Source organism: Streptomyces sp. NPDC101110 (assembly GCF_044759525.1).
In the GTDB taxonomy this organism is placed as follows: domain Bacteria; phylum Actinomycetota; class Actinomycetes; order Streptomycetales; family Streptomycetaceae; genus Streptomyces.
This window is the reverse complement of record NZ_JBIVZM010000004.1, coordinates 232,512-258,335: the sequence shown is the minus strand read 5'-3', so window position 1 is coordinate 258,335 and position 25,824 is coordinate 232,512. Positions and strand designations below refer to the sequence as shown.

General features: G+C 68.0%; 22 protein-coding genes. 11 read left to right on the top strand and 11 right to left on the bottom strand.

The window, feature by feature from the left end; genetic code table 11:
* Positions 1 to 129: 129 nt before the first annotated feature.
* From rpmH to ACIQU3_RS10475, 9 genes are all read left to right on the top strand, one after another.
* The gene (rpmH, locus tag ACIQU3_RS10515) at positions 130 to 267 is read left to right on the top strand and encodes a 50S ribosomal protein L34 (protein WP_003956500.1); all 138 of its coding nucleotides are present in this window, start codon (positions 130 to 132) and stop codon (positions 265 to 267) included.
* Positions 268 to 288: 21 nt separating this feature from the next.
* Positions 289 to 660 (top strand): ribonuclease P protein component, encoded by a 372-nt coding sequence (rnpA, locus tag ACIQU3_RS10510; RefSeq protein ID WP_078625383.1) that lies wholly within the window; start codon positions 289 to 291, stop codon positions 658 to 660.
* A complete protein-coding gene (gene yidD, locus ACIQU3_RS10505; RefSeq protein WP_403741833.1) occupies positions 657 to 1,031 on the top strand; it encodes a membrane protein insertion efficiency factor YidD in 375 nt (124 codons plus the stop codon). The genes rnpA and yidD overlap by 4 nt, the downstream gene beginning before the upstream one ends.
* A gap of 3 nt (positions 1,032 to 1,034) precedes the next feature.
* Positions 1,035 to 2,321: a membrane protein insertase YidC gene (gene yidC, locus ACIQU3_RS10500; protein ID WP_403741830.1), complete on the top strand. Its 1,287-nt coding sequence runs from the start codon at positions 1,035 to 1,037 to the stop codon at positions 2,319 to 2,321.
* 15 nt (positions 2,322 to 2,336) lie between these two features.
* Complete coding sequence (locus tag ACIQU3_RS10495) at positions 2,337 to 2,849, top strand: protein jag (RefSeq protein ID WP_403741825.1); 513 nt, start codon at positions 2,337 to 2,339, stop codon at positions 2,847 to 2,849.
* A gap of 124 nt (positions 2,850 to 2,973) precedes the next feature.
* Positions 2,974 to 3,690: a 16S rRNA (guanine(527)-N(7))-methyltransferase RsmG gene (gene rsmG, locus ACIQU3_RS10490; RefSeq protein WP_403741822.1), complete on the top strand. Its 717-nt coding sequence runs from the start codon at positions 2,974 to 2,976 to the stop codon at positions 3,688 to 3,690.
* Between the two features lie 398 nt (positions 3,691 to 4,088).
* The gene (locus ACIQU3_RS10485; RefSeq protein WP_185008886.1) at positions 4,089 to 5,165 is read left to right on the top strand and encodes a ParA family protein; all 1,077 of its coding nucleotides are present in this window, start codon (positions 4,089 to 4,091) and stop codon (positions 5,163 to 5,165) included.
* The gene (locus ACIQU3_RS10480; protein ID WP_403741819.1) at positions 5,162 to 6,262 is read left to right on the top strand and encodes a ParB/RepB/Spo0J family partition protein; all 1,101 of its coding nucleotides are present in this window, start codon (positions 5,162 to 5,164) and stop codon (positions 6,260 to 6,262) included. The genes ACIQU3_RS10485 and ACIQU3_RS10480 overlap by 4 nt, the downstream gene beginning before the upstream one ends.
* Before the next feature lie 322 nt (positions 6,263 to 6,584).
* Positions 6,585 to 7,202, top strand: a complete 618-nt coding sequence (locus tag ACIQU3_RS10475; protein WP_403741816.1) for a GNAT family N-acetyltransferase — start codon at positions 6,585 to 6,587, stop codon at positions 7,200 to 7,202.
* 89 nt (positions 7,203 to 7,291) lie between these two features.
* On the opposite strand, the gene trxA is transcribed toward ACIQU3_RS10475, so the two are convergent.
* The 7 genes from trxA to ACIQU3_RS10440 form a co-directional block, all read right to left on the bottom strand.
* Complete coding sequence (gene trxA / locus ACIQU3_RS10470) at positions 7,292 to 7,624, bottom strand: thioredoxin (RefSeq protein ID WP_161364656.1); 333 nt, start codon at positions 7,622 to 7,624, stop codon at positions 7,292 to 7,294.
* Positions 7,625 to 7,668: 44 nt separating this feature from the next.
* Positions 7,669 to 8,637: a thioredoxin-disulfide reductase gene (trxB, locus tag ACIQU3_RS10465; RefSeq protein WP_403741811.1), complete on the bottom strand. Its 969-nt coding sequence runs from the start codon at positions 8,635 to 8,637 to the stop codon at positions 7,669 to 7,671.
* 166 nt (positions 8,638 to 8,803) lie between these two features.
* Complete coding sequence (locus ACIQU3_RS10460; protein ID WP_403741808.1) at positions 8,804 to 9,739, bottom strand: anti-sigma factor family protein; 936 nt, start codon at positions 9,737 to 9,739, stop codon at positions 8,804 to 8,806.
* Positions 9,736 to 10,461 (bottom strand): RNA polymerase sigma factor SigM, encoded by a 726-nt coding sequence (gene sigM, locus ACIQU3_RS10455; RefSeq protein WP_403741805.1) that lies wholly within the window; start codon positions 10,459 to 10,461, stop codon positions 9,736 to 9,738. Before sigM ends, ACIQU3_RS10460 begins: the two co-directional genes overlap by 4 nt.
* A 27-nt stretch (positions 10,462 to 10,488) precedes the next feature.
* Complete coding sequence (locus tag ACIQU3_RS10450) at positions 10,489 to 12,186, bottom strand: protein kinase family protein (RefSeq protein ID WP_403741801.1); 1,698 nt, start codon at positions 12,184 to 12,186, stop codon at positions 10,489 to 10,491.
* Between the two features lie 140 nt (positions 12,187 to 12,326).
* The gene (gene murJ / locus ACIQU3_RS10445) at positions 12,327 to 14,648 is read right to left on the bottom strand and encodes a murein biosynthesis integral membrane protein MurJ (protein WP_403741797.1); all 2,322 of its coding nucleotides are present in this window, start codon (positions 14,646 to 14,648) and stop codon (positions 12,327 to 12,329) included.
* 43 nt (positions 14,649 to 14,691) lie between these two features.
* Positions 14,692 to 17,100: a DUF6049 family protein gene (locus ACIQU3_RS10440; protein ID WP_403741794.1), complete on the bottom strand. Its 2,409-nt coding sequence runs from the start codon at positions 17,098 to 17,100 to the stop codon at positions 14,692 to 14,694.
* Between the two features lie 264 nt (positions 17,101 to 17,364).
* Between ACIQU3_RS10440 and ACIQU3_RS10435 the strand changes: the two genes are divergently transcribed.
* A complete protein-coding gene (locus tag ACIQU3_RS10435) occupies positions 17,365 to 18,810 on the top strand; it encodes a CCA tRNA nucleotidyltransferase (protein WP_403741790.1) in 1,446 nt (481 codons plus the stop codon).
* Positions 18,811 to 18,927: 117 nt separating this feature from the next.
* Here ACIQU3_RS10435 and ACIQU3_RS10430 read toward each other — a convergent pair whose 3' ends face one another.
* From ACIQU3_RS10430 to ACIQU3_RS10415, 4 genes are all read right to left on the bottom strand, one after another.
* On the bottom strand, positions 18,928 to 19,440 hold the full coding sequence (locus ACIQU3_RS10430; RefSeq protein ID WP_403741783.1) for a hypothetical protein: 513 nt from the start codon (positions 19,438 to 19,440) through the stop codon (positions 18,928 to 18,930).
* A gap of 123 nt (positions 19,441 to 19,563) precedes the next feature.
* Positions 19,564 to 20,826, bottom strand: coding sequence for an MFS transporter (locus ACIQU3_RS10425; RefSeq protein ID WP_403741781.1), 1,263 nt, complete (start codon positions 20,824 to 20,826; stop codon positions 19,564 to 19,566).
* An 87-nt stretch (positions 20,827 to 20,913) separates the two neighbouring features.
* On the bottom strand, positions 20,914 to 21,996 hold the full coding sequence (locus ACIQU3_RS10420) for an inositol-3-phosphate synthase (RefSeq protein ID WP_403924388.1): 1,083 nt from the start codon (positions 21,994 to 21,996) through the stop codon (positions 20,914 to 20,916).
* Between the two features lie 44 nt (positions 21,997 to 22,040).
* Positions 22,041 to 22,724, bottom strand: a complete 684-nt coding sequence (locus tag ACIQU3_RS10415; RefSeq protein ID WP_403741775.1) for a PadR family transcriptional regulator — start codon at positions 22,722 to 22,724, stop codon at positions 22,041 to 22,043.
* Positions 22,725 to 23,126: 402 nt separating this feature from the next.
* Here ACIQU3_RS10415 and ACIQU3_RS10410 point away from each other — a divergent pair, with 402 nt between their 5' ends.
* Entirely contained in the window at positions 23,127 to 25,778 is a 2,652-nt protein-coding gene (locus ACIQU3_RS10410) for a transglycosylase domain-containing protein (RefSeq protein ID WP_403741772.1), read from the top strand.
* Positions 25,779 to 25,824: the final 46 nt, after the last annotated feature.

Sequence of the window (25,824 nt, the reverse complement as noted above, 5' to 3'; positions counted from 1 at the left end):
TCCGATGGGCACAGATCATTTGGGTGATCGGTAAGCGGTGCACTCGGGCGTAACTGCGAGCTACTCGTGGGCGCACGGTGACAGCCAGGACGGCACCCCGCAACCACCGATTCTTTCTGGAGCCCCCGAGTGAGCAAGCGCACCTTCCAGCCGAACAACCGTCGTCGCGCGAAGACCCACGGCTTCCGGCTGCGTATGCGCACCCGTGCCGGCCGCGCGATTCTCGCGTCCCGCCGTAGCAAGGGTCGCGCCCGTCTGTCCGCCTGATCCCGATCAGGTCATGACGTCGTGCTGCCCACCGAGAACCGGCTGAGGCGGCGCGAGGACTTCGCGACCGCGGTACGGCGAGGACGCCGGGCAGGACGCCCGCACCTCGTCGTCCACCTTCGAAGCGGTGCCACGGACCCGCATGCGCCTGGGGAGAGCGCTCCCCCGACGCGTGCGGGTTTCGTCGTGAGCAAAGCCGTGGGTGGTGCGGTCGTGCGCAACAAAGTCAAGCGCAGGCTTCGCCACCTGATGCGCGAGCGAGTCGCCCAGCTGCCCCCCGGTAGCCTGGTAGTCGTACGAGCGCTGCCCGGATCGGGCGACGCCGACCATGCACAGCTGGCCCGAGACCTGGATGCCGCTCTCCAGCGGTTGCTGGGAGGGGGCGCGCGATGAAGTACCCGCTGCTGGCTCTGATCAAGCTCTACCAGTGGACGATCAGTCCGCTGTTGGGGCCGGTCTGCAAGTACTACCCGTCGTGCTCCCACTACGGCTACACGGCCATCGACCGGCATGGTGCCATCAAGGGAACGGCACTCACGGCCTGGCGCATCCTGCGGTGCAATCCGTGGTCGCTGGGCGGTGTGGACCATGTCCCGCCGCGCAAGCGCCCGCGGTGGCACGAAACGCTGCGTAACGCGTGGCGTGCACGCAAGGGCGGGTCCTCCGCCGCCGAACCGGCCACCGAGGGACCGACTTCTCCCACAAGTCGGTCCGGCCCCTCGAGCCCGGCCGCAGAGACACCGTCCCATGCCCAAGGAGCATGATTAGTGGACACGATTGCCAGCCTCTTCAGCTTCATCACCACACCCGTCTCCTGGGTCATCGTCCAGTTCCACTCGGTGTACGGCGCCATCTTCGGCCCCGACACCGGCTGGGCCTGGGGCCTGTCGATCGTGTCCCTGGTGATCCTGATCCGTATCTGCCTGATCCCGCTCTTCGTGAAGCAGATCAAGGCGACCCGGGCCATGCAGACGCTCCAGCCCGAGATGAAGAAGATCCAGGAGCGCTACAAGAACGACAAGCAGCGTCAGTCCGAAGAGATGATGAAGCTGTACAAGGAGACGGGCACCAACCCGCTCTCCTCGTGCCTTCCCATCCTGGCGCAGTCGCCGTTCTTCTTCGCCCTGTACCACGTGCTCAACAGCATCGCGAACAACGACACCATCGGTGTCATCAACCAGAGCCTGCTGGAGAGCGCGCAGAAGGCGCACATCTTCGGGGCCCCGCTGGCCGCGAAGTTCACCGACAGCAGCGCTGATGTCGCCGCCCTCGACGCCTCGCTGACCACGGTCCGCATCGTCACCGCGGTCATGATCGTCCTGATGTCGGCGTCGCAGTTCTACACGCAGCGCCAGCTGATGACGAAGAACGTCGACACCACGGTGAAGACGCCGTTCATGCAGCAGCAGAAGATGCTGATGTACGTCTTCCCGGTCATGTTCGCCGTCTTCGGCATCAACTTCCCCGTCGGTGTCCTCGTCTACTGGCTGACCACGAACGTGTGGACCATGGGCCAGCAGATGTACGTGATCCGCAACAACCCGACTCCTGGTTCCAAGGCTCAGGCCGCGTACCTCGAGCGTCTGGTCAAGCACGTCACGCAGCACGACAAGGTCGGCAAGCGCCGCGACCGGGCCATCGTCAAGGCGATCGTCGTCAAGGGCCGCGACCGCAACGAGTTCGAGCGCAAGTTCATCAACGGCCTGAGCAAGGCCGGCCTCGCCGCCCAGGCCGACGGAACCGTTATCAAGAGCGAGAGCGCGGCCGCGGCCCAGGCCGAGGACGGTACGCCGACCACCGCCGCCGGAACCCCGAAGCGCCAGCAGCCCAAGCGGCAGAGCAAGTCGCAGCGGCAGCACGGCGGTGCCGTCGTCCCGAAGGCGGCCGGGGAGAACGAGCCGAAGACGTCGCTCACCAAGTCCGACCGGTCCGAGGACAAGCCCGCCACCGCTGCGAAGCAGGGCGGTCCGAAGCCCGCTGGCGGTACCCGCAGCAAGGCCCAGTCCGGACAGCGCAAGGGTCCGCAGCGGCCCAAGTCCCCGTCCAAGAAGTAAGAAGGAGTCCATCCCGTGACGGAAGGCACCACCTCCGCCGCTGCCGAGGGTGCAGACACCCTGACTCGCCTGGAGCAGGAAGGCGAGATCGCGGCGGACTACCTGGAGGGTCTGCTCGACATCGCCGACCTCGACGGCGACATCGACATGGACGTCGAGGCCGACCGCGCCTCCGTCTCGATCATCAGCGACATGGGCGGCCGCGACCTGCAGAAGCTGGTCGGCCGTGACGGCGAGGTGCTTGAAGCGCTCCAGGAGCTCACCCGCCTGGCCGTGCACCGGGAGACCGGTGACCGCAGCCGTCTGATGCTCGACATCGCGGGGTACCGGGCACAGAAGCGCTCCGAGCTGTCCGAGCTGGGCGCGAAGGCCGCCGCGGAGGCCAAGAGCAGCGGTGAGGCCGTGAAGCTGAAGCCGATGACGCCCTTCGAGCGCAAGGTCGTGCACGACGCGGTCAAGGCCGCCGGTCTGCGCAGCGAGTCCGAGGGCGAGGAGCCGCAGCGCTTCGTCGTCGTGCTGCCCGCCTGATCGGCCCCTACGTTCCCGGCCCCGTCTGTTGCGCAGGCGGGGCCGAACTTTGTCAGCCTGATAGTTCTGGTGGTTCTGGTGTCGGCGCCGGGTGCGCCGACGCGGTACGGAAGGACGGTCCCCCGTGACGGAGGCAGCGGAGCTTCCCCCCGCGCCCGAGCAGGCGCGCGAGGTGTTCGGTGATCGCTACGCGGATGCGGTGCGGTACGCCGAGCTGCTCGCTGAGGCGGGCGTGCAGCGCGGTCTCATCGGCCCGCGCGAGGTGCCCCGCCTGTGGGAGCGGCACCTGCTGAACTGCGCGGTGCTCTCGGAAGTCGTGCCCGACAACGTGACCGTGTGCGATGTCGGCTCCGGCGCCGGCCTCCCCGGCATTCCGCTGGCACTGGTCCGTACCGACCTGAAGATCACGCTCCTGGAACCGCTGCTGCGGCGCACCACCTTCCTCACCGAGGTCGTGGAGCTGCTCGGCCTCGACCACGTGACGGTCATGCGAGGCCGGGCCGAAGAGGTCATGGGGAAGATCCAGCCCGTCCACGTGGTGACGGCTCGAGCGGTTGCGCCTCTCGACCGGCTCGCAACCTGGGGCATTCCGCTGCTGCGGCCCTACGGGGAGATGCTCGCGCTCAAGGGCGACACCGCCGAGGAGGAGCTGAAGAGCGCGTCGGCGGCGCTGAGCAAGCTGGGCGCGGTGGAGACGTCCATCCTGCATGTGGGTGAGGGTGTGGTGGACCCCACGTCCACCGTCGTACGGGTCGAGGTCGGGGAGAGCCCCGGCGGTGTGCGCTTCGCCGCGAAGCGCGCCAAGGCGGCTCGCACGGGGCGGACGCGCCGTAGGCGCTGAGGAGATCCTTCCGGAGTGGCTCTGATCCGGCCTGAGGTCCTGATTCGGCCTGAGGTCCTGATTCGGCCTGAGGTCCTGATCCGGCTTGAGGTCCTGATTCGGCTTGAGGTCCTGATCCGTCCTGCGGGTCTGATCCGTCCTGAGGAAGAGACGTACTCCACACAAGCTGCCAAAGCCGTGCATGCCGGAGTGTCGCGACAGTCCGGCCACGGCTGCTGTGCATCGTGTTTCACGTGAAACGTCGCTCACTGCTGCACGGCATCATCAGTCGGGGCCGCGCTGCGGCCGAACCCCGCGACCGAAAGCCTCTCGGTTCACTCGATGAGGGACCTGAGGTATCCACAGAGGTGGATTTCTCCACAGAACGCCAGGCCTCACTGGTTCGCGACCCCGAAGACATGGGAGGCTCTGTTCATTGCGAGCCTGAAGTCGAGGAGAGTGAATCCTTGCGGTCCGACGCCAACATCGCGGGACCGATGACCGATCCGGTCCCCGGTCCCCGTACCGAGTCGATGGGGGCGGATGTTTCACGTGAAACACCGCCTCCGATGGACGACACTCCCATCGGTCGTGCTGCCCAACTGGCGGTGGAGGCTCTGGGGCGTGCCGGCGAGGGCCTGCCACGACCCGAGCAGACGCGAATCATCGTGGTCGCCAACCAGAAGGGCGGTGTGGGGAAGACGACGACGACCGTCAATCTCGCCGCATCGCTGGCGCTGCACGGTGGCCGGGTCCTGGTGGTCGACCTCGATCCTCAGGGCAATGCCTCCACCGCTCTGGGTATCGACCATCATGCCGAAGTCCCTTCGATCTACGACGTGTTGGTCGAGAGCAGGCCGCTCTCCGAGGTCGTCCAGCCTGTCCCCGACGTCGAGGGGCTTTTCTGTGCCCCCGCCACCATCGATCTCGCCGGTGCGGAGATCGAGCTGGTGTCCCTGGTGGCTCGGGAGAGCAGGCTGCAGCGCGCGATCCAGGCGTACGAACAGCCGCTGGACTACATCCTCATCGACTGCCCGCCCTCGCTCGGCCTTCTGACGGTCAACGCTCTCGTGGCAGGCCAGGAAGTCCTGATTCCCATCCAGTGCGAGTACTACGCGCTGGAAGGCCTCGGGCAACTGCTGCGCAACGTCGACCTGGTGCGGGGGCACCTCAACCCCGCCCTGCATGTGTCGACCATCCTGCTCACCATGTACGACGGCCGGACGCGTCTTGCGTCGCAGGTCGCGGAAGAGGTGCGCACCCACTTCGGCGACGAGGTACTACGGACGAGCATCCCGCGCTCCGTCCGGATCTCGGAGGCGCCGAGTTATGGGCAGACGGTACTGACTTACGATCCTGGATCGAGTGGTGCCCTCTCCTATCTTGAGGCGGCACGAGAGATCGCGCTGAAGGGTGTGGGGATCAGCTATGACGCGACGCACGCCCATATCGGCGCACAGCAGAACGACCCGAGCATGGTGGAGGGCATCCAGTGAGCGAGCGACGAAGGGGGCTGGGCCGTGGTCTCGGCGCACTGATCCCTGCCGCACCAACGGAGAAATCGGTGGCCCAGGCCGCGGCGGGGAACGCTGTTTCCACGTCCCCCGCGGCAGTGCCTGCGCTGCCGCATGAACGCGGGGTGGCCGCAGCGAAGGTAGCAACACTGCCGTCTGTTTCACGTGAAACGGAGGAGCCGACGCACTCGAGCGCTCCCGTCACGTCTGCGGCACCAGTCGGTGCGCATTTCGCCGAGATCCCTCTCGACTCCATCACGCCGAACCCGCGCCAGCCGCGTGATGTCTTCGACGAGGACGCGCTGTCCGAGCTCATCACCTCCATCAAGGAAGTGGGGCTCCTCCAGCCGGTCGTGGTGCGGCAGGTGGGTCCGGCCCGCTATGAGCTCATCATGGGCGAGCGTCGCTGGCGGGCCTGTCGTGAGGCAGGGCTGGAGGCGATCCCGGCCATTGTGCGTGCCACTGAGGACGAGAAGCTCCTCCTGGACGCCCTGCTGGAGAACCTGCACCGGGCCCAGCTCAACCCGCTGGAAGAGGCAGCCGCCTACGACCAGTTGCTGAGGGACTTCAACTGCACGCATGACCAGCTGGCGGATCGCATCGGCCGATCCCGTCCTCAGGTCTCCAACACTCTGCGTCTGCTGAAGCTCTCACCGGCCGTGCAGCGCCGGGTCGCCGCTGGGGTCCTCTCCGCCGGCCACGCGCGGGCCCTGCTCTCTGTGAATGACTCGGAGGAGCAGGACCGGCTGGCTCACCGCATCGTGGCCGAGGGACTCTCAGTACGGGCTGTCGAGGAGATCGTCACGCTGATGGGTTCACGGCCCCAGAAGGCGCAGAAGCCCAAGGGCCCGCGTGCCGGCGCGCGGGTTTCTCCCGCCCTGTCCGACCTCGCCACACGGCTCTCCGACCGCTTCGAGACCCGGGTGAAGGTCGACCTGGGGCAGAAGAAGGGCAAGATCACCGTCGAGTTTGCCTCGATGGAGGATCTTGAACGGATCCTCGGCTCACTCGCTCCCGGCGAGGGACCGGTCCTGCAGAAGAGTCTCCTGGAGGGTGATTCCGAGGAGACCGATTCCTGAGGCTCCGGCGGGAACCTCCACTGTGCAGGAGAGGGAGCGGGCCATGTCCGGTATGTGCCGGAACATGGTCCGCTCTTTCCTTTCTGGCGGTATCGATGCAATCGCATCGTGGATACGATGCGTCGGGTACGGCGCAACCACTTGGCAGCACCTCTGAGAGGGAGGCAGGGGCCATGCGAACCATGAGGCGCACCGGACTGGTGAGCGCCGGTTTGGGGCTGGGAGCAGTCGGTGGGTTCATCGGCAGTCTCCTCAGGGAACGGAGCGTTCTGACAGCCGCCCGCGATGCGGCGGCGGGCGAAGGAAGCGAGGATCAGCCTTCATGGGCCGCCGGGTCGTACCGCTCACGCTGGACAACCTCCAGGACCTTCCCAAGCGTTGTCGCTCGTGCGTCTTCTGGGAACTCGACCCAGTCAGCGGTGAGGCCGCGGTAAAGGCGGGCACCTCCGCCCCGGAGAAGGAAGCCTGGATCTCAGCGGTTCTGCTGGACTGGGGCTCCTGCGGGCGTGTGGTGTACGTCGACGACGTGCCGGTGGGTTTCGTGCTCTACGCCCCACCCGCCTATGTTCCTCGCTCCACGGCGTTTCCCACGAGTCCTGTCTCGCCCGACGCGGTGCAACTGATGACCGCGTTCATCGTGCCCGGCTACCAGGGGCAGGGACTGGGTCGGGTGATGGTGCAGACGGTGGCCAAGGATCTGCTGCGGCGAGGCTTCAAGGCGATCGAGGCGTTCGGCGACGCGCGCTGGAAGGAACCGGCCTGCCTCCTGCCCGCGGAGCATCTGCTGGCTGTGGGCTTCAAGACGGTTCGCCAGCACCCCACACACCCCCGGTTGAGACTGGAACTGCGGTCGACGCTCTCCTGGAAGGAAGACGTCGAGATGGCGCTGGACCGTCTTCTGGGAGCCGTGCAGAAGGAACCGGCGCTGCGACCGCTGTAAGGGACGCAAACGAATGGGCCAGCCCTCGCGGGCTGGCCCATTCGTGTTTCACGTGAAACATGCGTCGCCGGTGCGACGACTCAGCCGATTCACTCGGCGATGAACTCCTCGAGGTCGCGAATGATCGCGGCCTTCGGCTTCGCGCCCACGATGGTCTTGGCGACCTCGCCACCCTGGTAGACGTTCAGGGTGGGGATGGACATGACGCCGTACTTGGCGGCCGTACCCGGGTTCTCATCAATGTTCAGCTTGACGATCTCGATCTTGTCACCGTACTCGGAGGCGATCGCCTCAAGGGACGGAGCGATCTGGCGGCACGGTCCGCACCAGGCGGCCCAGAAGTCCACCAGAACGGGCTTGTCGCTCTTGAGGACGTCCTGCTCGAAGGAGTCGTCGGTCACATTCTTCAGGGTGCCGGCCACGGCGGGCTCCTTAACTGTTGGTGCGTGGGGCGGGTAGGGGGAGGTCAGACAGGGGTCTTCTCGGGCTCGGGCTGCTCCTCGTCCGCCAGGGCGGCGAGGTAACGCTCGGCGTCGAGAGCTGCGGAGCAGCCGGTCCCGGCCGCGGTGATCGCCTGTCGGTAGGTGTGGTCGACCACGTCACCGGCACCGAAGACACCGGTCAGGTTCGTGCGCGTCGACGGCGCCTGAACCTTCAGGTACCCCTCTTCGTCCAGGTCGAGCTGACCCTTGAAGAGCTCGGTGCGCGGGTCGTGGCCGATGGCGATGAAGAGTCCGGTGACCGGCAGGTCCGAGATCTCCCCCGTCTTGAGGTTGCGCAGCTTCAGACCCGAGAGCTTCGGGTCGCCCTGGATCTCGGCGACCTCACTGTCCCAGACGAAGGAGATCTTCGGGTCGGCGAAGGCGCGCTCCTGCATGGCCTTGGAGGCGCGCAGGGTGTCACGACGGTGGACGACGGTCACGGACTTGGCGAACCGCGAGAGGAAGGTTGCCTCCTCCATCGCGGTGTCGCCCCCACCGATCACGGCGATGTCCTGGTCCTTGAAGAAGAACCCGTCACAGGTGGCGCACCAGGACACGCCACGGCCGGAGAGGGCGTCCTCGTTCGGGAGACCGAGCTTGCGGTGCTGCGAGCCGGTGGCGACGATGACGGCCTTCGCCCGGTGCACGGTGCCGGCCGTGTCCGTGACGGTCTTGATCTCACCGCTCAGGTCGACGGCCACGATGTCGTCCGGGACGAGTTCGGCTCCGAAGCGCTCCGACTGGGCACGCATGTTGTCCATGAGCTCGGGGCCCATGATGCCGTCCTGGAAGCCCGGGAAGTTCTCGACGTCGGTGGTGTTCATGAGCGCACCACCAGCGGTCACGGCACCCTCGAACACCAGGGGCTTCAGCGACGCGCGCGCGGTGTAGAGCGCCGCCGTGTAGCCGGCGGGCCCGGAGCCGATGATGATCACGTTACGGACGTCGCTCACGGCTTGATTCCTCGTCTCTGGACTGCGTCGTTCGACCGGTGGGAGCTTCTCTCGGAGCTCTCACCCCACCCAACGGATCCTAAGGGGCGCGCATTCCCACTGTGTCCGGGCACACGGAGATGCGGCACCAAGCGGTGACCCTGCGAGGTGAAGACGAGGCGTTTGGTCAGGCGGAGGGATAGGTGCGTTCCAGGAGCACCTCGCCGGTGACCGTGGACGGTGCGTGATCCACACAGGTGGCGTCGACGATGTAGGCGGTGACCCGAGTGGCGTCGGAGGCATCGGGAAGCAGTACGAGCATGGCCTTCTTCCCTTGATACGTGCCGTTCTTGGTGGCCAGGGCCGCATCGTCGCGCCCGATGCCGTCTCGCACGCAGCCGGGCACCACGGGTTCCCGGAAGACCCTGGGCTGGTTGCTGCCGGGGGCCGTCGCCGCGCCCAGCGGGGTGCGGGAGCCACCCTCCTTGGTCTTGTTCTGGGACAGCAGATCGGTGACCTGCTTCTGCAGCTTTCCTTCGGAGAAGGTGTCCGCGGCGGTGGTCTTCCGTTCGCCTGCCGTGTCATGGGAAGGCTTGTTGTCGCCGAGCGACGACAGCAGTACGGAGCCCAGCCCCAGGGCGGCCACGGTGAAGACGGTTCCCAGGACGGCGATCCTGCGTCGCCCGAGGCGGGGGCGGCCCTTGCGGCCCGGGCCCGTGGTGGAAGAGCGGGGGCGGCCGGCAGGTCGATCGGCTGTCGTCGTTTCACGTGAAACACGCACACCGCTGTCGTCCTCGGGGGTGGCACGAGGGGCACTCACCGACTCAGGTGTCTCGGACGAATCCGGGCCGGACGTATGGGGGCCGCCGGCGTTCAGCAGAGCTTCGGCGGCAAGTGCGGCATCGATACGCCCCGCGACCTCAGCAGGCATGCGCGGCGGGCCCGGCAGTGTGCCGAGCAGGCCACGGATCTCCTCCAGGGAGCTGTACACGTCCGCACAGAGCTCGCACTCATCCAGGTGCCGACGCAGGTCGGTGGTCCGGTCCGCTGGGAGGAGCCCCTCGGCGAGGTCGGAGATCTCCGCGACGTCCGGGTGCCCGGCCATGTCTGTCGTCGACGTCACGCTCGTCCACCTCCGCCCTTCACTGCAGCTGGGTCGCTGGGTCCCTTGGCCGGGGGGCCCGCTGGCGGCGGCCCCGCTGCGGGTGGGACGGCCGACCCTTGCGTCCGGTTCCGTTCTCCACCCGGGTTCTTGCCCTCACCGCCCTTGTCCGGCCGCAGGTGGGTCAGCAGCGGCAGCAGTCTCGCTCTTCCGCGCGCGCATCTGCTCTTCACCGTGCCGGTGGGCACGTCGAGGATGCGGGCGGCCTCGGCCACCGGGTAGCCCTGCATGTCCACCAGTACGAGCGCGGCACGCTGGTCGGCCGGGAGGGTCCCCAGGGCTTCGATGAGCTGCCGGTGGAGATCGTTGCGCTCGGCGGGGGCCGAGGCCGACTCGTGCGGCTCCAGGAGCTGCTCCAGGCGCTCCGTGTCGTCCACGGGCGAGGTTTTCCGGGAGGCGGCCTTGCGTGCGCGGTCCAAGCAGGCGTTCACCGTGATCCTGTGCAACCACGTCGTGACGGCCGACTGGCCCCGGAAGGTGTGGGCGGCCCGATAGGCGGACACGAGGGCGTCCTGCACGGCGTCAGCGGCCTCCTCGCGGTCACCGAGCGTCCGCAGTGCGACGGCCCAGAGCCGATCACGATGCCGCCGCACGATCTCACCGAAGGCATCGGGGTCGCCTTCGACGTGCCGGGCGAGCAGATCCTGATCGCTCACTCCGTCATATCCGGTGCCGTCTGCCATCGGCCTCCTTCCTCGAGGCAGATGCCGTCAGCTGGTCACCTTGATGTCCGCCACCCGGCCGCGCCACTTGCCGTCGTCCGGCTGCAGCGGCAGCTTCGTCAGCCACACGAGGAGGTACCTGCTCTTGAGGGTCTTGTCGGGCTTCAGCTGGACGGTCGTCCCCGTGCCTTCGGCGACTTTGGAGTAGGCATCAAGGGAGGTGGGTTCGGAGCCCGCGCCCGGGCCCGCACTGCGGAGCTCGACCGAGGTGTCCCCCACGAACGTGACGGTCACCTTCCCGACCTGCTGGGTCTTGCCGAGGTCGAGGATGATGCCGACGCCCGACTTCAACCGGCCGAAGTCCGGGCTCAGATAGAAGTCGGTCTGCCAATAGGTGGCCGTGCTGTCGTCGTAGACCTTCCCTATGTCGGACGGCTTCTCCGTCTGATCCCCGAGAGGGTCGAAGTCGCGGGCACTGCTGATGGCGATCGGCCTGCCGGACGCGGGCTTCTTCGGGCTCTTGTCGTTCCCGTCGTTCGTCTGCGTCTGGCCCGGATCCTCGTTCTTGCCCCCCTGGTCCATCAACGCGTCCGCCAGCTGCCAGCTGCCGAGGCCCAGCGCTGCGATCAGCAGTGCGGAGACGGCCCACTTCAGGGCCTTGCCCGTGCGGCTCTGGAGCGGGGGCGGCGGGGCCGGCACCGGCTGGGTGCTGCCGGGAAGCGGGGCCTGACGGCCGTACGTGCCCTGCTGGTAGGTCGTGCGCTGGTACTCGGGTGGGGCGGTGAACGCGGGCTCCGGCGGGCGAATGCGCGGCATCTCACCGATCGCCTTCACCAGCTCCTCCGGCGTGGTGCACGGCGACTCGTGCCGGGAGGCGGTGGCACCGTCGTTGGCGAGCGCGCGCATGGAGAGCTCGGACAGGCCGCGGTGCACACCGGCCCGCACCTGGTCGGGCGCGATGAGCCCGATGTCCTTGGGGAGGCCCGACAGACCGTAGGCGTCGCTCTCGTACGGCCAGCGCTGTGTGAGCGCCGCGTACAGCAGGGCGCCGATGGCCTCGGTGTCGGTGCGCTGCGGCGTGTCCGACGAGACGCCGCGCAGGGCGGCGTTGACCGCGAGGCCGCGGATGCGCCACTGGCCGGTCGAGGCGCGCAGCACGGCGTTGGGGTTCAGCCGCAGATGGGCGAGACCCTCACGATGGGCGGCCGCCATGGCGGAGGCGACCTGACTGACCATCTGGTAGGCGTCGTAGGGCTCCAGCGGGCCGGAGGTGAGGAGCGTGGTCAGTTCCGTCGCGTCGGGAAGCCACTCGTGGACGACGTAGACGACGTCGTTCTCCTCGACTGCGTCCAGCACCTGAACGAAGCGGGGGTCACCCAGGAGGGCGGAGGAACGGGCGGCGGCCAGGACGGAGCGGGCCCGCGAGTGGTCGGCGGGCAGGATGTGCACTCCGACGGCACGGCGGAGCTTCTCGTCGACGGCACGCCAACTGCTGAAACCGTCCAGTCGGGTAACGCACTCCTCGAGACGGTAGCGTCTGGCGAGCTTGTGCCCACTGTGCAGTTCGGGCGGCGAGGTCGTTCCGGCACCGTCGGTCCTGGTGCTCTCCTGTACCTCGTCGCTGTCCGTGTCCCGCTCCCGGTTCTTGGCCACCCCGTCGGCCGTGGACTGGTCCGCCTCTGCGGTCAGCGACGACTCGCCGCTGTTGTCTGCCACGTCGACGGCAGCCGTACTCCGATCCGCCACCGTCGTTCCTGCCTCCCCATCCATTACGCCCCGGCCGGCATCCACTGCGCGCCGTCCGACGCCGAAACCAATTGTGCCCACACTCCGCCGCTATGCACGACACGCGGTGGCTGACGATGGTTGTGCGCCTACCCCCCGACTCAGCGTCCCAGGCGTCCGCGGACCATGCCCACCAGGGAGTTGAGCTCCTCGATGCGCATGCGGCGGGCGGCGACGAAGAAGATCCCGAGCAGCACGGCGCCGCCTGCCAGGACGGCGGCCAGCGAGCCGGCGGGGCCCTGGCCGAGCGTGTGGCCGATGCCGTAACAGGCCGCGCCGCTGAGCAGGGCGGCCGGGACCGACGCGATGCACAGGCGGGCGTAGGTCCGCAGGACACGGGCTCCGTCGAGGTCCCCGCCCAGCCGCTTGCGCAGCCGTCGCCAGGCGACGCCGACGCCGATCGCGTAGGCCAGGCCGTACGAGGCGGCCATGCCGACCACGGCCCAGCGGGAGGGGATGACGAAGAAGCAGACAGCTGAGGCGCCGGCGTTGACCGCGGCCACGATGACCGTGTTGTAGAAGGGAGTTCGGGTGTCCTCATAGGCGTAGAAGGCACGCAGGACCACGTACTGCACGGAGTACGGGATCAGGCCGAGACCGAACGCCATCAGCATGAAGCCCATGTTGGTGGCCTCGCTGGTGCCCGAGGAGCCGAACATCAGCGTGCACATCGGGATGCCGAGGGAGAGGAAGCCGAACGCGATCGGCACGATCGCGACCGCCGTGGTGCGCAGGCCCTGGGAGATGTCGTCCCGGACGGCGCCCCCGTCGCCCTCGGCGGCCGAGCGCGACAGACGCGGCAGCAGGGCGGCCATGAGGGAGACCGTGATGATGGCCTGCGGCAGGCCCCAGATCAACTGTGCGTTGGCGTAGGCGGCGAAGCCGGTGCCGTCGACCGGCGAGGCCTTGCCCGCCGCGGTGGAGAGCTGGATGACGATCATGGCACCGGCCTGGTTCGCGAGGACGAACAGCACGGTCCACTTGGCGAGCGTGACGGCCTTGCCGAGGCCCTGACCCTTCCAGTCGAAGCGCAGGCGCAGCCGGAAGCCGGTCTCGCGCAGATAGGGGATCATCGCGAGTGCCTGGACCACGAGGCCGAGCAGGACGCCGATGCCGAGCAGACGCTGGCCCTCCGGCGGGATGGTGGAGGCCTTCATCCCGGAGTCGGCCGCGGTGCCGTAGACGTAGATGAACATGCCCAGCGTCACGATGATGACGATGTTGTTCAGGACCGGAGTCCACATCATCGCGCCGAACTTGCCACGGGCGTTGAGGATCTGGCCCATCACCACGTGGATGCCCATGAAGAAGATGGTGGGCAGGAAGAACTGGGCGAAGGTGACGGCGACCTCGTTGGCCGCCGGGTCGCTGGCGACCGGGTCGGACAGGACGCGGATCAGGAGCGGTGCGCCGAGGACCGAGAGCGCGGTGAGTGCGCCGAGCGTCACGATGACCAGGGTGAGCAGGCGGTTGGCGTAGGCTTCGCCGCCGTCGTCGTCCTCCTTCATGGCACGCACGAGCTGCGGCACGAAGACGGAGTTGAGACCACCGCCGACGGTGAGGATGTAGATCATCGTCGGCAGCTGGTAGGCGACCTGGAAGGTGTCACCGAGGAGGCCGACGCCCAGTGCCGACACGATCAGCGCGGAGCGGATGAAGCCCGTGAGGCGGGAGACCATCGTGCCCGCGGCCATCACGGCGCTGGACTTCATCAGGCCCGCCGCGCGGCCGCTCTTCTTCGGAGCTGGAGCTGGAGCTGGAGCGGAAGCGGGAGCGGGCGCGGCCTCAGGCTCGGGATCCCGTGCCTCGTCCACGAGGTGCGGTCCCGCCATGGTCTGGTCGGTGGCCGCGTACGGGCCCTGTGCCGCGTACGGGCTCTGCGCCGGCTGCCCCGGGGCCGGCGACGGGCCGGGGACCGACGGCGGTTCGTACGACGGGTGACCGCTGCCCTGCTGCTGGTCCCGGAAGAGGTGCGCGAACGCGTCCTGCTCCTGGCGCGGCTCGCCCGCCTGGGAGACGAGGTCGTCCACGCCTACGAACTGCGTGGTGCGGGGGTCGTCGCCGTAGGGCAGATGCCGGGTGGGGCCCTCCGGCTCGGGAGCGGGCGTCTGGGCCCACACCTGCGGGTCCGGCGCGTACGGCGACTGCGGCGGCCGGCCGTAGAGCTGCTGCTGCGGCTGGTACGTGCCGGGAGCGGGCGGCGGGTGCGCCGCGCGGTCGTAGAGCGCCTCGCCGACCGGGTCCTGCGCGGAGAGGTCCTGCGCGCGGTAGGGATCCTGGCCGTAGGCGTCCTGGAGGTACATGTCCGTGGGCGGCTGCGGCGGCACCTGGCCGTGCTCGGGCGGTGAACCCTCGGGTTCGCCCGCGTCGGGGTAGCCCGAGCTGCCCGCGGCACGGCGGTCACCGTCGTACGGCGCGTTCATGATTACCCCACCTCATCGTCCCGGGCCCACCGGCCACGATTTCTCAACGGTCCACTCTCTCACCCGTGCCGGACGGGTCGGCGCTTTCCGCTGCGGTGTCCGGGGCCGGGTCACTCGGCTGCTCGGGGGTTTCGGCGCGTGAGCCGGCCTCCACCTCCTCCGTGGGACGTGTGCCGGCGGCTTCCGGGTTCTGTGCAGCGTCTGCCTGGCCTTGCGGGCCGTCGGCCTCGTCGTCGGCCTCGGTGGTCTCGTCCTCGGCGGTCTCACGGGCGGCGGCGCGCTTGCGCTGGGTGTACATCCGGAAGCCCGCGAGGACCAGGAGCAGGACGCCACCGCCGATGACCAGCATCACCGTGGGAGTGACCTCGGTGACCCGTACGTCGAAGGTGACCGGGGCGCCGTACTTCTGGCCGTCCTCCGTGTACAGCTGGGCGACGACCTCCGCCCGGCCGTTGGCGTTGGCCGACGTGGTGAACTTCACCGACTGGGCGTGGCCGCCGTTGACGGTGACGGGCTGCTCCTCGTAGGCGTCGCCGTCGATCTTGAGTCGCGTGGGGTTCTTCGACGTGAGCCGCAGCTCCAGGTTCTCGACGCCCTGGACCAGGTTGTTCTGGACGGTCACGGGGATCGTGGCGCTGCGGCCGGAAAGCTTGGTTTCCGACTTCTGGATCAGCTTGACCCCGTCGATGAGTCCGTTGAGGTACGACTCGATGCCATCGCGGTACCCCACCGCCGCAACACCCCGGCCACGCCACGACGTGGACATCTCGCGGTTCATGGCCCGCCCGAACGGGGTCACCACCCGGGCCTGGCGGGTGAGGATCACCTTGAACTTGTCGAGCTTGGCCTGGGTCCTGGCGATCTGCTCGAAGGCGGCCCGCGGCAGTTCCTGCTTGCGCAACGCGGAGGGATAGGCGGAGGCCGAGGGCACCTTCGTGTTGGCGGACGGGTCCGGCTTGGCCTTGGCGGCCGCCGTGAGGTCCTGCGACTCGGACCAGTTCCCGACCTGAAGGGCCCCCACCGCCTCGGCCATGGCCTGTGCCTCGCTCACGGACGGCATGCGCTGCGGGGCAACGACGACGCTGCGCTGCTTGCCGGTCTGCAGGCCGAGCGTCAGGCTCTGGGCCAGGAACCGCTGCACGGCGAGCGTGGATGCGGAGGCCCTGGTCAGGTCGCCCTGGAACGCCGTGGACATCCGGGAGTCCGCGACGACGGCGGTGGTGCCGCCGCCGATGGGCCGGGCTGCGGAGGGCGTGTACGACAGGTTGTCCTGGAGGCTGTCGCTGCGGGTGATCACCTTGTCGGCGCCCGCGGATGTGGCGACCTTCACGATCGAGGGGTCGACAGCGCCGTCCACCGGCCACACGAAATCCGTGGACGGTTTCACGTGGAGGATGGTCTCCACCGTGTCGTCGGCGACGTCGGTGGCCTCCTTGAGGTGGTTCAGCGAACCGGTGACGTTCGTGCCGTTGTGGGCGAGGGAGGCCAGGTCCGGGTCGCCGAACGGCAGCGCGGTGACCTCCTTGCCCGTGACCGCCTGCTGGAGCTCGGCCAGCCAGTGCTTGGCGATCTCCTGGTTCTTTCCAGGGGTGGTGGTGCCGTCCGCGCCGCGGACCTCGTAGCTCCCCGTCATCGCGTCGACGGACGCCAGCAGGTCCGGGTCGATCACCCAGGTGACGTCGAGGCCCTTGCCCAGCGACACCATCTGGTCGAGGCGGCCGCCCGGGGCGATCTGGTCGGCGAGCTCGTCATCACGGAAGACCGGCGTCTGCTGTTCGTTCGACCCGGTCTCGGCCGCCATGTGCGCGCTGGAGACCAGCGGCCACAGGAACGTGGTCTTCGTCTTTGTGCCGGCCTCCTCCGGCTGCCACGGCAGGAACGTGCGCTGGACACCGAGAACCTGGTCCCAAGGCTGTGCCGCGGTCTCACCGGAGAGCGCGACGGCCAGCTGGTAGACACCGTCGCGGCCGAGATCAAGCTTGTCGGCCGGCACGGAGATGCTGAACGGCTCCGCGACGCCGGGGGTGAGCGTGGAGAACTTCTCGCTGTACTTACCGCCGAGCTTCTCTCCGGAGGGGCCCTGGAGATCGTCGCTCTTCTTGGCGAGGGTGTCGATCGCCGAGCGGGTCTCCAGCGGTGGGCCCACCTGTAGGTCGACGTGGGCACCGGTGACCGTCTGCTTGCCGTTGTTGGTCACCGTCCCCGACACGGTGACCGTGTCCCCCTCGGAGGGGGCGCTGGGGCTCAGTGAGTCGACCGCGACCGCCACCGAGCCCTTGCCGGCGGCAGCAGCCTGCGGGGACTGCTGTCCGGCCGCGCCCGCCGGTGTCGCAGCGGGCAACTGGAGGAGCCCGGCCAGCAGGGGCGCGCCGGTGAGCAGTGCCCCGGTGCGCCGCAGCCAGCGGCGGGCAGGTGAGGCACTGGCCCCTCGGAAGTCTGCCGCCTCGGCCACGCGCTCGTCCGTCCCTCGTCGTCGTCAGTGGTCGTCGGAATGTGCGTCCACGCATGGTAACGATGCGCGCTGAGGGGAAGTGCCATGGTCCGCTTCACAAGATCGCGGGCGGGCACCGCGCTGTCCGGTATATGGCTCTTTGGAGAACAGCGCTCTTTACTGCTCAAGGCTCTGCTTGTGCGCGTATGGCGGACGTGTCCCCATGCTTGTGCCAGCAGAATAGGAGGAGCTCCCGGTGGCGCGGGCCACGTACCCTCTTCTGTTGTGCCGAACGCCAACGAAGAATCGTCCAACGCCCTCAGCCAGGTGCAGCACCGTGCGGTGAGTGAACTGCTGCGGGTCGCCCCTGTCGCCGACGACCTCGCCCGCCGCTTCCAGGAGGCCGGGTTCTCCCTCGCCCTGGTCGGTGGATCGGTCAGGGACGCGCTGCTCGGTCGGCTCGGCAACGACCTGGACTTCACCACGGACGCGCGACCGCAGGACGTCCTCAAGATCGTTCGGCCCTGGGCGGACGCCGTGTGGGAGGTCGGGATCGCCTTCGGCACCGTCGGTGCGCACAAGGGCGGCTACCAGATCGAGGTGACCACCTACCGCTCCGAGGCCTACGACCGCACCTCGCGCAAGCCCGAGGTGTCGTACGGGGACTCCATCGAGGAGGACCTCGTTCGTCGTGACTTCACGGTGAACGCGATGGCGGTGGCACTGCCGGAGAAGGAGTTCGTCGACCCGCACGGCGGGCTGGGGGACCTCGCCGCGCGGGTGCTGCGTACCCCCGGCACTCCGGAGGAGTCGTTCTCGGACGACCCGCTGCGGATGATGAGGGCCGCGCGCTTCGCGGCTCAGCTCGACTTCGAGGTCGCCCCCGAGGTCGTCACGGCGATGTCGGAGATGGCCGGGCGTATCGAGATCGTCTCGGCTGAGCGGGTGCGGGACGAGCTGAACAAGCTGATCCTCTCCCAGCAGCCGCGCAAGGGCCTGACGCTGCTCGTGGAGACGGGCCTGGCCGAACGCGTGATGCCCGAGCTGCCGGCCCTGCGCCTGGAACGTGACGAGCACCACCGTCATAAGGACGTCTACGACCACACGCTGATCGTTCTGGAGCAGGCGATGGCACTGGAGGAGGGCGGCCCCGACCTCACGCTGCGCCTGGCCGCCCTGCTGCACGACATCGGCAAGCCCCGTACGCGTCGCTTCGAGAAGGACGGCCGGGTCTCGTTCCACCACCATGAGGTGGTCGGGGCGAAGATGACCAAGAAGCGTATGACGGCGCTGAAGTACTCCAACGAGCTGGTGAAGGACGTCTCACGTCTGGTCGAACTCCACCTGCGCTTCCACGGCTACGGCACCGGCGAGTGGACGGACTCGGCGGTCCGCCGTTACGTCCGTGACGCCGGGCCTCTCCTCGACCGCCTCCACAAGCTGACCCGCTCGGACTGCACGACCCGGAACAAGCGCAAGGCGGCGGCTCTGTCGCGCGCCTACGACGGGTTGGAGGAGCGGATCGCCAAGCTGCAGGATCAGGAGGAGCTGGACGCGATCCGTCCGGACCTCGACGGCAACCAGATCATGGAAATCCTGGGCGTGGGTCCCGGCCCGGTCATCGGCCGCGCCTACCAGCACATGCTGGAGCTGCGTTTGGAGCACGGCCCCATGGAGCCTGATGCCGCGGTGGCGGCGCTCAAGGAGTGGTGGGCCGGCCAGGAGGGCTGAGGCTGGGAAACGGGTTCATGTTTCACGTGAAACATGAACCGGCGGAGAGCTGCCGCCTGCTGGGCACAGCCCGAGGGGCACTGTTTCACGTGAAACAGTGCCCCTCGGTGCGTCTGTCTACTTCTTGTAGTCCTTCAGGCACAGCAGGAAGTCCTTGCCGTCACCGCTCTCGGTGTACGTGTACTGGAAGTCCTTGGCCTCCGCCTCGCACTTGCTGGAGGCCAGGGTGTCTGTGAGGAACGAACCCTCGATCTTGGCCAGCACCTTGTACTGGGCCTTGGCATCGTCGCAGTTCACGACTTCCAGGTCCGGGTTGTTGTCGCTGCTGCTGCCTCGGTGCATGCAGTCGCCCACGGCGGCGGTGTTGGCGTCGTCCCGGCTCGTGACGTAGCCGACGACGGCGATGGTCGCCACGGCTATCACGACGACGATGTTCTTGATGGTCTTGAAGCTGAGCTTGCGGCCGGCCGGCTGCGGGGGGACCGGAGCGTACGGAGCGGCGCCCTGGGGCGGGAAGCCGGGCTGACCGGGCTGCTGCGGGTAACCGCCCTGGGGCGGGAACGGAGCCTGCGGCGCAGCCGCGGGCTGTCCCTGCGCGAACGGATTGCCCTGGGGCGGCGGAGTAGTCACTTGGGGGTCCCCCTAGAACATGGTGAGTGACGCGAACATGTCGCGAGATAAGACCCACGTAAGGTAGCGGTCTCCACTGACAACGCAGTAGCCAGAAGTGGCTCTGTGTCATTGATGTGACACTTACTGACGGCCAAACCGTGCCATAGCCCCAGCTACTGCCGCGTAGATAACGGCGATCGTGATCACCAGCGGCACGGATCGGCCGTCCGGTGGCAGCATCACGGCGGCGACGGCGGCCGCGCCGACGAAGAAGACGTTGAAGAGGACGTCGTAGACCGAGAAGATCCGGCCACGGAAGCCGTCCTCGACGGAGGACTGGACGATGGTGTCCGTGGCGATCTTCGCGCCCTGAGTGGTCAGTCCCAGGACGAACGCCGCGGCCAGGAGCGGGGCGGTGGCGAAGGGCAGCCCGAGAGCGGGCTCCAGCAGCGCTGCGGCTCCCGCGCACACCACGATCCAGCGCCCCGGCCCAAGCCTCCCGGCGGCCCAGGGGGTGACCACGGCGGCCGCGAAGAACCCCGCTCCGGAGACGCCCAACGCCACTCCCAGCAGGGCCAGTCCGTCGTCCGTGGTCGAGGTGAGCGCGTACCGGCACAGCATCAACAGCATGACCAGCAGGGCGCCGTAGCAGAACCGCATCAGCGACATCGCCGCGAGCGCCCAGGCGGCTTGCCGGCGCTGTGGAGCGGCCAGGTGACGTACGCCTGCCGCCAGGTCACGGGCCGTTCCCGTGAGGGCCGTCCCGAGCTGCTCGCGCGCCAAGGGCCGGTCAGGTCCGAGCAGTTCCCGCGCCATGCTCAGCGACGCCAGGGCCGCGCACAGATACAGCCCGGCTCCCACGAGCACCACCGCGGCGTCCGAGTCCGCCACCGCCAGGCGTACGACGAAGGCGAGCCCGCCGCCCGCGGTCGCCGCCAGCGTTCCTGCGGTGGGGGAAAGGGAGTTGGCGATGACCAGGCGATCGGCGTCGACCACCCGCGGCAGGGCGGCGGACAGGCCCGACAGCACGAATCGGTTGACCGCGGTGACGCACAGCGCCGAGACGTAGAAGAGCCAGTCCGGAGCCGGGCTGAGGATGAGCAGGGCCGTCGCACCGGCCAGCAGAGCGCGCAGCAGACTCCCGTACAGCAGGACCTGCCGACGCCGCCAGCGGTCCAGCAGGACACCGGCGAACGGGCCGACGAGTGAGTACGGAAGCAGCAGTACCGCCATCGCGGAGGCGACCGCCGCGGCCGAGGTCTGCTTCTCCGGCGAGAAGACCACGTACGCGGCGAGCGCGACCTGGTAGACGCCGTCGGCCCCCTGGGACAGCAGACGCACGGCGAGCAGGCGCCGGAAGCCCTGGAAGCGCAACAGGACGCGCAGGTCACGGACGACGGCCATGGGGCCCAGCCTCACATACGGGGAGGGTCCCCGGGTCGTACGACCCGGGGACCCTCACAGCCCTGGCAGGAGCGACTGTTGTGCGCGTCAGCGCTCGACCTCACCCTTGATGAACTTCTCGACGTTCTCGCGGGCCTCGTCGTCGAAGTACTGCACGGGCGGGGACTTCATGAAGTAGCTCGACGCGGAGAGGATCGGACCACCGATGCCGCGATCCTTGGCGATCTTCGCGGCGCGCAGGGCGTCGATGATGACGCCGGCCGAGTTCGGGGAGTCCCAGACCTCGAGCTTGTACTCCAGGTTCAGCGGGACGTCACCGAAGGCGCGGCCCTCGAGGCGGACGTAGGCCCACTTGCGGTCGTCCAGCCAGGCGACGTAGTCGGACGGGCCGATGTGGACGTTGCCCTCGCCCAGCTCGCGGTCGCGGATCTGGGAGGTGACGGCCTGCGTCTTGGAGATCTTCTTCGACTCGAGGCGGTCGCGCTCGAGCATGTTCTTGAAGTCCATGTTGCCGCCGACGTTCAGCTGCATCGTGCGGTCCAGGATGACGCCCCGGTCCTCGAACAGCTTCGCCATCACGCGGTGCGTGATGGTGGCGCCCACCTGGGACTTGATGTCGTCACCGACGATCGGGACGCCCGCCTCGGTGAACTTGTCGGCCCACTCCTTGGTGCCGGCGATGAAGACCGGAAGGGCGTTGACGAAGGCGACCTTGGCGTCGATGGCGCACTGCGCGTAGAACTTCGCCGCGTCCTCGGAACCGACGGGCAGGTAGCAGACGAGGACGTCGACCTGCTGGTCCTTGAGGACCTGGACGATGTCGACCGGCTCCTCGGCGGACTCCTCGATCGTCTCGCGGTAGTACTTGCCGAGGCCGTCGAGGGTGTGGCCGCGCTGCACCGTGACACCCGTGCGGGGCACGTCGCAGATCTTGATGGTGTTGTTCTCGGAGGCGCCGATGGCGTCCGCCAGGTCCAGGCCGACCTTCTTGGCGTCCACGTCGAAGGCGGCGACGAACTCGACGTCGCGCACGTGGTAGTCGCCGAACTGGACGTGCATCAGGCCCGGCACCTTGGACGCCGGGTCGGCGTCCTTGTAGTACTCGACTCCCTGCACCAGCGATGCGGCGCAGTTGCCCACACCGACGATGGCTACGCGAACCGAACCCATTCCGGTTGCTCCCTGTGTGTACGAGTGAGGCCCTGAGTGGGCTCTCACGTGGCGGTGTCGTCGGGCGCATCCGGCCGGGGGGCGTCCCCCGGCCGGGGCAGGACGCCCGACGCTCCAGATGTGGTGTCACGCGAAACGGGCTCTCCGGCGGCCGGACCCTGGAGGTCCCGCCCCGCCCGCTCGCTCTCGATGAGCTCGTTCAGCCAGCGCACCTCCCGCTCCACGGATTCCATCCCGTGGCGCTGGAGCTCCAGCGTGTAGTCGTCGAGACGCTCCCGGGTCCGGGCCAGGGAGGCGCTCATCTTCTCCAGCCGCTCCTCCAGCCGGCTGCGGCGTCCCTCCAGCACGCGCATGCGGACATCGCGTGAGGTTTGCCCGAAGAAGGCGAAACGGGCTGCGAAGGTTTCGTCCTCGTACGCGTCGGGCCCGGTCTGCGAGAGCAGCTGCTCGAAGTGCTCCTTACCCTCCGCCGTGAGCCGATAGACGATCTTGGCGCGGCGCCCCGCGAGGGGGGCGGCGAGGGCGTCCTCGGTGGTGCTGCCCGTTTCCTCGATCAACCAGCCGTTCGCGACCAGCGTCTTGAGGCAGGGGTAGAGCGTTCCGTAGCTGAACGCACGGAACACACCCAGCGATGTATTGAGCCGTTTGCGCAGCTCATAGCCGTGCATCGGAGATTCGCGGAGCAGACCGAGTACGGCGAACTCGAGGATCCCGGAACGCCGGCTCATGGTCGCCTCCTCTCGCCGCGGTGCGCGTGTATCAGTCCGATGTGTCGGGCCGATGTGTCGAGCTGATGTATCGAGTCGATACATCACGACGATAGAACGGCCTTCCGGATGCGACAAGAGGGGGGTGGGTGAACGGGATCACATCACCGATTCATCCGATGCGAGTTGCCTGATTTGAGGTGAACTTCTGGGCTCGGCGGGTTTTGACGGTGCGTAGTCTGTGCGCCATGCACATCACCGGGAACCGAGTGACGCCTGAGCGCGTCGTCATCTTCGGTGTAGTACGGGTGCATGCGGGACCGATGAATGCGGAGCCGACCGCATCCGTACTTCGGGGGGACCGGAAACAAGCCGCCGTTTCCAGGCGCGCAGGGGTGCGCCTGCCCGAGGAGTAGTCGTTCGATGAGCGAGCACCGTCGCAAACCGCAGCAGCCGCAGGGAGGCGGACGTGCCGCGGCCCGACGCGGCACGTCCGCCTCGTCCTCCGGCCGCCGTGCGGCACCGCGAGGCGCCACCGGGTCTCCGTCCGACTCCTATGGGTCGGGCTCGTACGACTCGGGGGGTGAGGAGCGTCAGTACGGCGGCCGTGCCGAGGCCCGTCGTGCTGCGCAGAGAAGTACGGGTGGCAGCCGCCGCAGAGCCCCCGAGCCGGCCCGTGGCGGCCGGCGCGCCGCACCCGGAGGGCCGGCCGGGCCCGGCCGGGGCAGGGGACGCGCGGCCGCCGTCCCTGACAAGAAGCGGATGATCGACTATCCGCGCGCCGGCAAGTACGGCTGGCAGCGCTGGATGCCGTCCTGGAAGCTCGTCTCCGGACTGTGCATCGGCTTCTTCGGCAGTCTGGTGGCCGTGGCGGGCATCGGCTACGCCATGGTGGGCGTCCCCAATGAGGAGAACGCCGCGGCGCTGTCGCAGAACAACGTCTACTACTGGGCCGACGGCAGCCAGATGGTCGCGGCCGGCAGTGGCCAGAACCGGCAGAACGTCACGATCGACCGGATCCCGAAGGCCATGCAGTGGGCGGTGATCTCGGCCGAGAACAAGAGCTTCTACGACGACTCCGGTGTCGACCCCATGGGCATCGCCCGCGCCCTGGCGAACATGGCCCGGGGCGGCGACACGCAGGGCGGTTCGACGATCACCCAGCAGTTCGTCAAGAACACCTACCTGAGCCAGGAACAGACGGTCACCCGTAAGTTCAAGGAGATGTTCATCTCCATCAAGGTGGGCACCAAGGTCTCCAAGCCGTTGATCCTCCAGGGCTACCTGAACACCTCGTACTACGGCCGTGGCGCCTACGGCATCCAGGCCGCCGCCCAGGCCTACTACGGCAAGGAGGCGAAGGACCTCACACCGAGTGAGTGCGCCTTCCTCGCCGCCCTGCTGAAGGGCCCGACGTACTACGACCCCGCGGGTAACGACGGCATCGACAAGACGGCGACCGCCAAGGCCAACCGCAAGCGGTCCGAGGACCGTTGGGGCTGGATCCTCGAGCAGATGCACAACGACAAGAGGATCACGGACAAGCAGTACCAGGACGCGATCAAGAAGTACCCCATGCCCCAGGACCGCAAGGCCTCCAAGGGCATGAGCGGCCAGATCGGCTACCTCGCGGAGACGGCCAAGAAGTACGTCCTGAACCACTCCAACATCTCCGAGAAGCAGTTCGACCTGGGCGGCTACCAGATCAAGACCACCTTCCAGAAGGGCAAGGTCGAGGCGCTGGCGAAGGCCGTCAAGAAGGTCGAGAAGGAGAAGCTGGACCCGAAGAACCGTGAGCTGGACAAGCACGTCCAGTTCGGTGCGGCGTCGGTGAAGCCCAAGGACGGCGCGATCGTCGCGCTGTACGGCGGTGCGGGCTACGAGAACGGTCACTTCAACAACAACGCGGACACCTCGGGTGTCCCCGTCGGTTCTACGTGGAAGCCGTTCGTGCTGGCCGCCGCGATGGAGCACGGCACGTACCGGAGCAACGGTCCCCTCTCGCCGCTGAGCAAGTACAACGGCAACGACCACCTCAAGGTCAAGAACAACGACGGCACCTACGTGCTGAAGAAAGACAACACCCCGTTCTTCCAGGAGAACGAGAGCGACCATCCCTGGGGCTACATCTCCCTGCGCAAGGCGATGGAGCAGTCGGTCAACACCCCGTTCGTGCAGCTCGGCATGGACGTGGGGATGAGGAACGTGCGGGACGTGGCGGAGAAGTCCGGCATCCTGGACTCCAGCTTCGCCACCCTCAACCCGTCGTTCGCGCTCGGTACGTCGACTCCCAGTGCGATCCGTATGGCCGACGCCTACGCGACGTTCGCAGCGGCGGGCAAGCAGGCCGCTCCGTACTCGGTGACCAGCGTCAAGTACAACGGCCAGGAGGTCGAGGGGTTCGACAAGCCGAGGGTCACGCAGGCCATGCCGGAGAACGTGGCCAACAACGTCACGGACGTTCTGGAGAACGTCATCCAGAACGGTACGGGTAAGAACGCTCTCTCCCTGGGCCGTACGGCGGCCGGCAAGACCGGTACCACCGACGAGAACAAGTCGGCTTGGTTCGTCGGCTACACCCAGCAGCTGTCGACCTCGGTCGCGATGTTCCGTGAGGACCCCAAGAGCGCCAAGCTGCTGTCCATGAACGGCACCGCGGGTGAGGAGTCCATCCACGGCGGTGACGTCCCGACGCTGGTGTGGACCGAGTACATGAAGGCCGCACTGAAGGGCAAGGCCGACCTCGGCTTCCCCGAGGCCGAGAAGATCGGCGAGATCCAGGACGAGGTGGGTGCTCCGTCGCCGAAGCCGACGCCCAGCGTGGAGCCCAGCCAGACCGTGACCGAGTCGCCGAGCCCCACGCCGACCGAGAGCCCGTCTCCGTCGCCGTCGCCCAGCGACACCTGTGGGTTCTTCGGCTGTGAGGAGGACGGTGGCGCGCAGAACGGCGGCACCGGCAACGGAGGCACGGACGGAGGAGTCTCCCCCGAGCCCACGCCGACCGATACGAACCTGGACGGCGGCAACAGCAGAGGCAACGGCAACGGAGGCATCTTCGGAGGCCCCGAAGGGTAGCCGCAGACAGATCGCCCGGCTTGGGTGTTTCACGTGAAACGCGAGG

Bases quoted from the DNA above. Each gene is read 5' to 3' on its own strand.
- yidD (WP_403741833.1), top strand. From the start codon at position 657: ATGAAGTACCCGCTGCTGGCTCTGATCAAGCTCTACCAGTGGACGATC.
- ACIQU3_RS10485 (WP_185008886.1), top strand. From the start codon at position 4,089: ATGGGAGGCTCTGTTCATTGCGAGCCTGAAGTCGAGGAGAGTGAATCC.
- ACIQU3_RS10475 (WP_403741816.1), top strand. From the start codon at position 6,585: ATGGGCCGCCGGGTCGTACCGCTCACGCTGGACAACCTCCAGGACCTT.
- sigM (WP_403741805.1), bottom strand. From the start codon at position 10,461: ATGGCAGACGGCACCGGATATGACGGAGTGAGCGATCAGGATCTGCTC.
- murJ (WP_403741797.1), bottom strand. From the start codon at position 14,648: ATGAACGCGCCGTACGACGGTGACCGCCGTGCCGCGGGCAGCTCGGGC.
- ACIQU3_RS10425 (WP_403741781.1), bottom strand. From the start codon at position 20,826: ATGGCCGTCGTCCGTGACCTGCGCGTCCTGTTGCGCTTCCAGGGCTTC.
- ACIQU3_RS10420 (WP_403924388.1), bottom strand. From the start codon at position 21,996: ATGGGTTCGGTTCGCGTAGCCATCGTCGGTGTGGGCAACTGCGCCGCA.
- ACIQU3_RS10415 (WP_403741775.1), bottom strand. From the start codon at position 22,724: ATGAGCCGGCGTTCCGGGATCCTCGAGTTCGCCGTACTCGGTCTGCTC.
- ACIQU3_RS10410 (WP_403741772.1), top strand. From the start codon at position 23,127: ATGAGCGAGCACCGTCGCAAACCGCAGCAGCCGCAGGGAGGCGGACGT.